Here is a 9,868-nt window from a genome sequence, read left to right as displayed (position 1 = left end):
TTGTGTGGTACGTGTGCATTACACTTGTATCACATAGAGATTGTGTATGTCATCTCAAAATTATTGCAATAATAAATCAAAAAAGGGGGGCGGTAAATCTACTATTGCTGTTAATATTTCCTTTGGTTTATATAAGAAAACATCTCGCGTATTACTTATAGACCTTGAACCTCAGGCTCATTCTAGTTGTATATATTGCCCAGAAACAGTTTCATACGATAAAACCATTGCTACTGCTTTTATTAATAAGAAGCTAGATATTAATAATATAATTATAGCAGCAATAGTACATAATGAAAAATTAAATAATTTAAAAATTATTCCTTCTAATATAAAACTTGCGACTGTTATTGAGCAAATTAGTAGTACTGTTTACAGAGAAAGGATACTACAAAATCACTTAAATAATATAAAAAAGGATTATGATTATATAATTCTAGATTGCCCGCCAACGCTAGGGATTTTAGCCATAAATGCCGTATATTGTGCCAATGCAATAATTATTCCTACAAATTATGGGAGATATTCACTAGATGGAATGGCTGATTTATTAACAGCAATACAAGAAATAAAAGAAGAACACGATTATAAATTTTTTATTTTAAAAAATTTATATGAACAAAAAAAATCTCAAACTAATAGGTACATTAATGAACAGTTAAATGCTTTGGATAAACATTTATTAACGACTATAATTAGAAAAAATGAAGCTATTAACCAAGCATAAATTAATAATTTGCCTATACAAATATTTAATAATTCCTCAAAAGGCGCACAGGATTTTAGCTTACTAGTAGAAGAGGTGATACATTATGCATAAATCTAAACTAAATCCATTCGCAGAAAGTAAGCTTTCAAAAACTGTTACAAAAATAATTGCAAACAAGCCTATAGAAAAAAGTGGATTTATTACCTCATCCAATGATAAAACAACTCATTATAAGACTAAAACCTTTCGTTTAAGACAATTAGATGCAGAAAATCTTATAAAAATTGTTAAAGTAGTCAATAGTCATAATCATAGAAAAATATATTCAGATTCTGAAGTTATTAGAGGTTTAATTAATTTTATATCAGATAATTTAGATTCTAATATAAAGAAGGTAACTAATTATACCAACTCCTCCTCTTAGTAATATATATAATATAAATTGTGGTAATAAATATTACACTAATTATAAATAAATAATATTTTTTTGTTGTATTATAAAAATATCTGTTGTAGTGTCTGGTAAAGTTTAAATTAATAATGATTTATCTAGGTGAAAGAAATCTACTTCCGATGGAAAAGTTAAAATTTCAATTAACATACCAGAAAGGTTGTTAGTAGAATTAGATAGTTATAGGGCTCAGGAAAATCAAGACAGATCTATTTGGATTACTAGTGCTATAATGGAGAAATTAGCATCAATAAAGCTACAGAAGCATGAGGAATATAAGTAGAGGAGTTAAGTTTCTAAAAATATAGAAACCCAACGTCCACAACAATGAAGATATTTTAAATAAAATGCGTCCAACATTTTGCTATCTACATTTGTTACGTGTATCATTTTTCTAAAAAAAAGTCAAGGGTTTTAGGTACTTAGCTCCATAAAAGGAGCATAAAATGCAATTATTTTACCCGCTTGGGCTACCAAGTGACGATATAAGTATACATAAATACCATGATACCACAAATAATCAATCATACATCCCGGTAACTGGGTGTTTATTATCACACATATTATCATGCTCTAGGTTATCTTCTCTTGAGAAGATGTACTATATCTTAGCTGATTCTTGTTCTTATATTAACTCCTCTAAAGGACGTAATAGATCTATTTCGCTACCTGCTAAAAGCTGGTCTTCTAGGTTATCTTGTTCTAAAGCTGAAGTGTTTGTTCTACAAAAAGCCCTAGAGGATAAAGGATATTTCCTTGTTCATAGAGATAAGAATGATAAAGGGCAGAATAATCGTAACATTATTACCACAACTATTCCTGATAAGGTGTTTAATGATCTTAGATATGAGCCTGATAGGTTTGATTTATGTGACATACATGATGAAGCAGTACACCAAAGTAACTCAAAGAGTTTGGATTCTATAGATAAAACTTTTATACCTACCATAAAAGGCAAAAGGCAACATCTTGAAAAAACTAAGATGTTTATAAGAGTGCCTTATCAGTTCTTAAAAGGATTAAATTCTAATTGTAGCATTGCTGCAACATCTAAAATAATAATGCTGTATCTTTTTACTAAGATTTATAAGTTTTATGCTAATAAATACAATTCTGATAATTCGTTAACTCATAATTTATACTCTATTGTTACATCATATCAAGAATTACAAAAAGAGCTTAAATTACATAGAAACAGTCTAGCTAAAGCATTAAAGACTCTAGAAGATAATAATTTTATCTCTAAACAGAGATTTTTCGTAAAAGATTCAGACAATTATAACAGCAGCAGAGCTGATAAATCATTATGGCAAATATCCCTCCTCAATGTACTACTCGTAACTAATCCTAATGATCAGCATGCACAAGAAGGACAGAAACAACACACTGAACTACAAGAAGCAGTAATTAGCGATCAAACTAAAGTGGAATATAACAACAACGGGGTCTTGGAATTCGCTAAAGTTGGTATTCACGCGGGCAATGCCTTCTCGCAATTACGGAAAAACCGAGCCATGCAATAACACCGTAATCTTTCGACTGTGGTTCAATCCATAAAATTTATTACTTTCTTATAAATAATCCTAAAAATCTATTGTTGTAAAAAAGTTGCTACAAATTATTAATTAAAATTAACTTTATCTATATAAAACACATTAAGATTTCTTAACTAATTACTAATATAATTAAAAAATAATTAATATATTGGGGTTAATATTAATGAAAAAATCAAAAATATTAAGAAAATTTCTAACAACGGTATCACTATGCGGAACATTATGCACTAACTCTAATGCCACAGGAGCAACAATTCCTAATCGCGGTAGCGTAAGCTTGAGTACCGGTGCCCGGTCTTGTAGGAGGAGTATTTAATAACGGCGATATAGGTAATATAGCTCATTAGCCGCAGTAAATATTTTACTTGGGTTGGCAACACTAACGGCTAATAAAGGCATAGTAGGAAATATTGATTTCAAAGGTATTAACGGAACGTTTAATTTAGGAGACAGCTCTGTCATTACTGGAGCAGTACTTAGCATCGGTGGTATAGGCGGTACATTGAATTTTATCGGTAATGTAACTCAAAATATAGGTACGGATGCTGCAAATAGCCCTACTAATATAAATATCCAAGGCGATAATACAAAAAACGTAACTATAGCAAATGATATATTTGTAGGTAATATTAATTTTACAAACGGTGGAGTATTACAGCTTAGCAGAAATCTAACCACTCCTAATATTGATTTCGGAGTGAACGGTGTTTAGAATTTAACAGTAATAATACATATAACTTAAATGCTGTTATAGCAAACGGACAAAACGGTATATTAAACGTTTTCACTACCTTAAAATCTACTGATGCAAGTATTGGTACGGTTAAAACGATTAATATAGGAAAGGTAGGAACTCCACAAAACTTTACCGTTCAAGTTAATAACGGCAATTTAGCTCTTTTAAGTAGCGTAAATAGTAGCATTAATTTTGGTGATGCAGATTCACAATTAATATTATCTGCACCGATAGACCACACTGTTACATTTGCTAATAGCTTAAACAGTATAAAAACTTGGTGGCGGTATTGTAACTTTAGACAGTAACGGTAATAATGGAGCAACACTCGGTAATGAGTTAGCTAGCTTGAATATCAAAGGGAAAGTTACTGTCACTAATAATTTGGATGTACAAAATATTTAGCAGTTAAATATAAACAATGGTGCAGTATTTACCGACCAAATCCTAACATCTGCTAAGATTGCAAATATAAGTATCGGTGAAGTAACAGGAGCCGCTACTTACGCTCTAGATGCTATAAATGTTAAATACCGGCGGTATGGTATTTGAACATCAAGATTCAGTAAATGTAGATTTCCAAGGTAATGCAGGTGTAATAAATCTTAATGATGGTATAAAAATTGACGGTATCGTTACAAGTACTGGTAATGTGAATGGTACATTAAATTGGGGCGGAGCAGGTGAAGTTACCGGTTTAATCACCAATATAGCAATGCTGAAAGTAGGTGCAGGTCGCTATCTGCTGGCGGTAATTATTCTATTACCGAAATTCAAGGTAACGGTAATAACTATTTAACCTTTGCTGCTAATTCAAACTTAACCTGCGGTATTAATACTAGCTAGCGGTGGACAGGCTTTAAATGGTAAAGCAGAAAAGCAATAATGTCGGTGATAAAAGTAAAATACAGAGCAATATTTACTCTTTATACGGCTTATATAATGTACCGAATAAAAATTGGTTTTTTGAAAGTATAGCTTCTTACGGTGATAGCAAAGTTAAGAATTATTCACAGCGTAATATTGCTTTGGGTAGGAATTGGATTAGTTATGAAACGGCAATCGGTAAATATAAATCATGCTCATATATCGGACAGATTTTAGCTGGTTATAGCTATTTAGCTCCGAAAGCGATTAATTGAACCTCAACGTTAGGGATTAGATACTCCGATATTAGGGATTCAGGATATACTGAAACTGGCACGACTTTCCAAAATTTAATCATTAAATGGAAGAAGTATAATACGATTGAAGGGCTTGCGGGTGTGAGGATCTCAAAAGATATTAACGTAGAAAATATAGTTTTAATCCTTACATTTTGTATTTCTCGCTCTTATTGTTTCTATTAGTTTTTCATATGAAATTTAGATTGTTCTTTAAACATAACTATACATTTATTTATTTTGTTAAAAATGAGCTTATAGACAAGACAATAATAAGGAGTGTTAAGAATGCAATAGAAATTTAATTAGAAGCAAATGAATTGAAATTGTTTTAAGAAGTATACGGGGTTAGTTTTTTGATAATATTTAAAAATCGGAATTTAAAAGAGATTTAATACAAAAATTAGATATTTTGACACATAAAAGGAGCATATGAATTTTTTAGAAAACGAAGAAATACCCCAAAACCCTGACAGGGCTTGGCGAGAGTGACGGGACTCGAACCCGCGACCTTCTGCGTGACAGGCAGACGCTCTAACCAACTGAGCTACACCCCCTTTTAGATACGAGATAACAATATATATAATAATTCTTCTATTCCTGCAAGAGTAAAATATCTTATTTTATCAAAAAATATACAGCACTTAAACCTCTAAACATTCCTGCTTATTATTATTAATCCAAATTAGTAACTATTAGTGAAAGCTTTGAAAATTATTATACTTTTTAAGGACTTTATTAAAAAGAAAAACCTGTGGGTTACATTTATATTAATAAAATCTTATTTTATTAATAATTATTAGAGGTTTTATATGACTAAACCATATGTCATTAAATTAACTACTCCTTTTGAGCATATTAAACTTTATCCTATACCCGATATTGCTCTTAGAAGTGCTATTATTATACAGGCAATAATAGATGCAACTAATACTTCTACCAAAAAAGAATCGACAAAAGCAGAATATAATGCTAAAAAGTGGCTGTTTGAAAATAATGAAAATTTTAATGCTACCTGCTTTAGCAATGGGCATTGAGTCTAATTATGTCAGAAAGACTGCTAAAAAACTAATTAAATCGTAACAAAATAAAGATAAGCGTCCTAAGCTCTACAGCTAAAGTTTAGATGAATTAATTTGTAATAAAACTTGAAATTACTCTAAATATAAATTAATTATATAGGTGTTATTTAGTAACGCCTATATATTAATTATTTCAGATTATAAAGGTTATTTATGATTATTTCAGTTTCAGCTCAACATATTTCGATCGGTAATAATTTACAAGAATATTCAAAAGAGAGGGCTACGCAAGTCGTTAAAAAATATTTTACCGATATAATAAATATAGATATACATTTTTCAAAAGAGGGAATGAACTTTAAATGTGATATTATAGTAAAATATGGCTCAGGTAAACATAATATAGTCAAAAGTCATGATAGTTGTAGCGATACATATGTAGCTTTTGATAAAGCTATGTCAAAACTAGAAAAACAGCTTAGAAAATATAAATCAAAATTCAAAAATCATCATGCTGGTAAAGTAAAAATATCAGAAATTGCTTACGAAGGTACCAAATATATTATTAATCTGCAATCTGATAGTGAAGCCTCTAATTCCGAAGATAATGATAATCCGGCAATTATCGCTGAAAAGCCTGTAGAAATATTTAAATTATCAGTAAAAGAAGCGGTAATGAAGATGGATTTAGAAGATTTACCTGCGGTAGTATTTAAAAATATCAATAATGATCGTATCAATATAGTGTATTATCGTAAAGATGGTAATATTTCTTGGGTAGATTATAATTAATGATTATTATCCCTTATAAAAGAGTTATGCCAAGAATCGATAAAACTGCATATATTGCCGAAAGCAGCTTTTCTTAATAGGAGATGTTGAAAATAGGAGGTAGTAATTCAACAAGTATTTGGTTTAATACAGTTCTTGGAGACGACGTTGAATCAATAAAAATAGGAAATAATACTAACGTACAAGACGGTAGTGTAATTCATACTTCAAGATTTAACAGACCGGTAGAAATAGGCAATAGCATAACTATCGGTCATCTTTCTCTTATTCATGCCTGCACAATACATAATAATGCATTTATCGGATGAGTACTACGATAATGGATTATGCAGTAATAGAAGAATATGCTTTTATTGCTGCAGGAAGTCTTATCCCGCCAAAGAAGATAATTAAATCTAAAGAATTATGGATGGGTTCCCCTGTAAAATTTGTTAGATCTTTAACTGATCAAGATTTAGAATATATGCAAGATAATGTAAGAAATTATGTAGAACTTGCGAGTATTTATAAAATTTGATGTCATTCCTAGCTCAAGGATCCTTGTTGCATGGCTCGAGAAAAGTGTTCAATGTCATTCCTGCGAAAGCAGGAATCCAGCATAAAGCGAGATAAAACGAGCTTTTAATTTCAAAAATCTGCTGTATTGATACTGTTTTTGGATTCCCGCTTTTGCGGGAATGACATAAGAACCATGCAACAAAGTCGCTAAAGGCAGAAATGACATACTGTACTATAAGAATCCTTAAATGCCTTAACCGTATTTTTAAGTAAAAAAGCAATAGTCATCGGTCCGATGCCACCCGGGACGGGAGTAATATATTTTACTTTAGACTTAACATGTTCAAAATCAACATCACCGATAATTTTATTGCCGCTAATTCTATTAATGCCTACATCAATTACTATCGATTTAGGATTAAAATATTCTGCAGTTAATTTTAAAGGTGAACCTATTGCAGCAACTACAATATCGGCTTTTAAAGTGATAGAGCTTAAATTGTGTGTTTTAGAATGGCAAATAGTAACACTGCAATCTTCTTTTAATAGTAAAGCACTTAAAGGTTTTCCTACTATATTTGAGCGTCCAATAACTACAACGTTTTTACCACTTAAATTAGGTTCGTATTTTTTTATAACTGCAAGACAACCAAGGGCAGTGCAGGGTATAAAACCTTGACTATAGTCAAATGATTTGAATTCGCTTACATCGTCACTTGTCTCTCTCCTATTAGTTATAGGCTTCGCTCCTTGTTCCTTGTAATTAAATCCAACTGATTTGACTATAATACTGCTATGTAAGTAACCAACATTTACAGGATGAAACCCATCAACATCTTTATATGGTGATACAGCAGATAAAATTTTATTTTTATCTATGGAGTTTGGCAACGGAAGCTGAACTATAATTCCCGAAATCTCGTTATCATGGTTTAACTCATTGATTTTTGTTATTAAATCATTTGTATGAATAGTAGTAGATTGATTTACTAATAAAGTATCGATTCCTATTTTATGTGCATTTTTTATTTTATTTTTTACATAAATAATGCTTGCTGGATTATCGCCCACTAGTACTATAGCAAGCTTCGGTGAAGCATTGGTTTGACTTTTAAGTTCTTGAATTTCTAGCTTTAAATCTGCTAGTATCTCATTTGCTAACGCTTTACCGTCAATTATATTATTCACTATATTTTTATCCTTTTTCAGTTGTCATCCAGCGACTTGATCTCGGGATCAAGTTAAAAATACTAATATTAGTATTTTTATTGTTTTTATGGATACCGTAGTCAAGCCACGGTATGATACCGAGTACTTTTTTTGTTTCACATAACAATACTTTCACAGGCATGACATGGAATACTTACTTCCTTCCCCATACTTAGTGGTAGAATATTCAAAATGTAGAGCCTGACCGTCAAATACTCTACTATAAGCATGATGAAGGCTACTTGCAGCTTCAGCAAAGCCCGTAAGAATCAGCTTAAGCTTACCGGCATAATGAGCAATATCGCCAATGGCATAAATACCTTCTATATTAGTTTGATAATAGGAATTATCTACTTCAATATGCTGAAGCTTAACATCTAAACCCCAATTAGCTAAAGCGCCTAGATCTTGTTTTAAACCAAAAAACGGTAGTAATATATTGGCATCTAATTTGCGAATATTATTTTGCAGGTCTTTAACTATAACTGTTTGAAGTTCACTATTATTGCCATCTAAAGCATTTAACTGATAACCGGTGACTAATTCGATTTTACCAGTTTCTGCAATATCTCTTAACTGCCTTATGCTTTCAGGAGCTGCCGTAAATTTATCTCGTCTATGCACTAAATATATTTTATTTGCAATTTCTGAAAGAGAAATAGCCCAGTCGACGGCGGAATCACCGCCTCCCGCTATAACTATATTTTTACCTGCTAATTTACTTTTATTATTAATAAAATAAAAAACCGATTTGCCTTCAAAATCTTCAATATTTGCAAGAGGCGGTTTGTTTGGACCAAATGAACCAGCTCCCGCTGCAATAATAATAGCTTTGCTTTTAATAATAGTATTTTTTGAGGTTCTAATTTCAAAAAAATCACCTTGCTTATTCAGCTCCGTAGCCTGCTGATTTAAGTGATATACAGGCTTAAAAGGAGCAGCTTGAAGCTCTAACTGTTTTATTAGCTCTTCTGCAGCAATTTTAGGATATGCTGGTATATCGTAAATAGGCTTGTCAGGGTATAGAGTAATACACTGACCTCCTATGGTTTCTTGAACATCGATAATGTGGCACTTCATCCCAAGCATTCCGGCCTGAAAAATCGTAAACAGCCCGACCGGTCCCGCTCCGATTATTATAACGTCAGTATTATGCATTATTTTTTTAACTCAATTTTAAAAAGGATTTTATTGGATATTGAGGAAATAATCAATTGTTATTGTTATATACTATACTCGCTGAATTTGAACAATTGGCTACATCGTCTTTGTAAGTCCTCGGATGCTGAACGTTTATTATACGCTCCACTCCTTCGGCGTGCAAACTCCTTGCTCTTTTCCAAATTGAGCTTCGTCTACCAACTTTTCATTTTACTGTGGAGTATAGTTCTGAGATAGATATTGATTTAATATGTCCTAACTTAGCCCAGTTAAGAATTTTTTGATCTCTAGTAAGGTAGCTCTAAGGCATTTTGCTGTTGCTACAATAATGCTATCAAAGTCGGATCACCATGCAAATCATCCATAAGAGAAACGCTTTCAGCAGTAACCTCCGGAGCAATATCTTTAATAGATACTCTGTTAAAGTTTGGGCACTGTTGCAAATCATACGCGTCAAGTTAAGGAAAATAAGTAAGCAATTTGCAAGGAATTTGCTAATTGCAACTCTGTTAGCTAGAAAAAATGATATTTAAAAAGGGAAGTGAAGAGTATAAGTATTAGCACTGTAACG

General features: G+C 31.6%; 7 protein-coding genes, 1 tRNA gene and 6 pseudogenes. 8 read left to right on the top strand and 6 right to left on the bottom strand.

The genetic code is table 11. The features are described from left to right. The first annotated feature begins 46 nt into the window (after positions 1-46). The 5 genes and pseudogenes from ACKTSD_RS04515 (at position 47) to ACKTSD_RS04495 (ending at position 4,594) form a co-directional block, all read left to right on the top strand. A complete protein-coding gene (locus ACKTSD_RS04515; protein ID WP_412708189.1) occupies positions 47-727 on the top strand; it encodes a ParA family protein in 681 nt (226 codons plus the stop codon). Positions 728-812: 85 nt separating this feature from the next. Then, a complete protein-coding gene (locus ACKTSD_RS04510) occupies positions 813-1,133 on the top strand; it encodes a hypothetical protein (RefSeq protein WP_412708188.1) in 321 nt (106 codons plus the stop codon). A gap of 473 nt (positions 1,134-1,606) precedes the next feature. After that, positions 1,607-2,623, top strand: a pseudogene (locus ACKTSD_RS04505) (chromosomal replication initiator DnaA); the annotation flags it as partial. Between the two features lie 469 nt (positions 2,624-3,092). Then, positions 3,093-4,289: pseudogene (locus tag ACKTSD_RS04500) on the top strand (autotransporter outer membrane beta-barrel domain-containing protein); the annotation flags it as partial. A gap of 26 nt (positions 4,290-4,315) precedes the next feature. Continuing rightward, positions 4,316-4,594 (top strand): autotransporter outer membrane beta-barrel domain-containing protein, encoded by a 279-nt coding sequence (locus tag ACKTSD_RS04495; protein ID WP_412708187.1) that lies wholly within the window; start codon positions 4,316-4,318, stop codon positions 4,592-4,594. Positions 4,595-5,095: 501 nt separating this feature from the next. On the opposite strand, the gene ACKTSD_RS04490 is transcribed toward ACKTSD_RS04495, so the two are convergent. Further along, positions 5,096-5,172, bottom strand: a tRNA-Asp gene (locus ACKTSD_RS04490). Between the two features lie 255 nt (positions 5,173-5,427). Between ACKTSD_RS04490 and ACKTSD_RS04485 the strand changes: the two are divergent. The 3 genes and pseudogenes from ACKTSD_RS04485 to ACKTSD_RS04475 all read left to right on the top strand — a co-directional run bounded on the left by ACKTSD_RS04485 (position 5,428) and on the right by ACKTSD_RS04475 (position 6,946). Then, positions 5,428-5,698 (top strand): annotated as a pseudogene (locus ACKTSD_RS04485) (hypothetical protein). 152 nt (positions 5,699-5,850) lie between these two features. Next, on the top strand, positions 5,851-6,429 hold the full coding sequence (hpf, locus tag ACKTSD_RS04480; RefSeq protein WP_412708186.1) for a ribosome hibernation-promoting factor, HPF/YfiA family: 579 nt from the start codon (positions 5,851-5,853) through the stop codon (positions 6,427-6,429). Continuing rightward, positions 6,429-6,946: pseudogene (locus ACKTSD_RS04475) on the top strand (gamma carbonic anhydrase family protein). Before hpf ends, ACKTSD_RS04475 begins: the two are co-directional and overlap by 1 nt. Before the next feature lie 188 nt (positions 6,947-7,134). Here ACKTSD_RS04475 and ACKTSD_RS04470 read toward each other — a convergent pair. The 5 genes and pseudogenes from ACKTSD_RS04470 to ACKTSD_RS04440 form a co-directional block, all read right to left on the bottom strand. Next, positions 7,135-7,608, bottom strand: a pseudogene (locus tag ACKTSD_RS04470) (bifunctional methylenetetrahydrofolate dehydrogenase/methenyltetrahydrofolate cyclohydrolase); the annotation flags it as partial. A gap of 105 nt (positions 7,609-7,713) precedes the next feature. Next, positions 7,714-8,115: pseudogene (locus ACKTSD_RS04460) on the bottom strand (tetrahydrofolate dehydrogenase/cyclohydrolase catalytic domain-containing protein); the annotation flags it as partial. 7 nt (positions 8,116-8,122) lie between these two features. Then, complete coding sequence (locus ACKTSD_RS07855) at positions 8,123-8,278, bottom strand: hypothetical protein (protein WP_456237199.1); 156 nt, start codon at positions 8,276-8,278, stop codon at positions 8,123-8,125. Further along, complete coding sequence (locus ACKTSD_RS04450) at positions 8,269-9,294, bottom strand: NAD(P)/FAD-dependent oxidoreductase (RefSeq protein WP_412708185.1); 1,026 nt, start codon at positions 9,292-9,294, stop codon at positions 8,269-8,271. The genes ACKTSD_RS07855 and ACKTSD_RS04450 overlap by 10 nt, the downstream gene beginning before the upstream one ends. A 323-nt stretch (positions 9,295-9,617) precedes the next feature. Further along, positions 9,618-9,740 carry a hypothetical protein gene (locus ACKTSD_RS04440; protein ID WP_412708183.1) on the bottom strand — a complete coding sequence of 41 codons (123 nt, stop codon included), beginning with the start codon at positions 9,738-9,740 and terminating at the stop codon, positions 9,618-9,620. Positions 9,741-9,868: the final 128 nt, after the last annotated feature.

This window comes from Candidatus Rickettsia kedanie (assembly GCF_045865205.1).
Taxonomy (GTDB): domain Bacteria; phylum Pseudomonadota; class Alphaproteobacteria; order Rickettsiales; family Rickettsiaceae; genus Rickettsia; species Rickettsia australis.
The sequence above is the reverse complement of the archived record's forward strand: the minus strand, read 5'-3'. Positions and strand labels throughout refer to the sequence as shown.

Bases quoted from the DNA above. Each gene is read 5' to 3' on its own strand.
- ACKTSD_RS04495 (WP_412708187.1), top strand. From the start codon at position 4,316: ATGGTAAAGCAGAAAAGCAATAATGTCGGTGATAAAAGTAAAATACAG.
- ACKTSD_RS04450 (WP_412708185.1), bottom strand. From the start codon at position 9,294: ATGCATAATACTGACGTTATAATAATCGGAGCGGGACCGGTCGGGCTG.
- ACKTSD_RS04510 (WP_412708188.1), top strand. From the start codon at position 813: ATGCATAAATCTAAACTAAATCCATTCGCAGAAAGTAAGCTTTCAAAA.
- ACKTSD_RS04515 (WP_412708189.1), top strand. From the start codon at position 47: ATGTCATCTCAAAATTATTGCAATAATAAATCAAAAAAGGGGGGCGGT.
- ACKTSD_RS07855 (WP_456237199.1), bottom strand. From the start codon at position 8,278: ATGCCTGTGAAAGTATTGTTATGTGAAACAAAAAAAGTACTCGGTATC.
- hpf (WP_412708186.1), top strand. From the start codon at position 5,851: ATGATTATTTCAGTTTCAGCTCAACATATTTCGATCGGTAATAATTTA.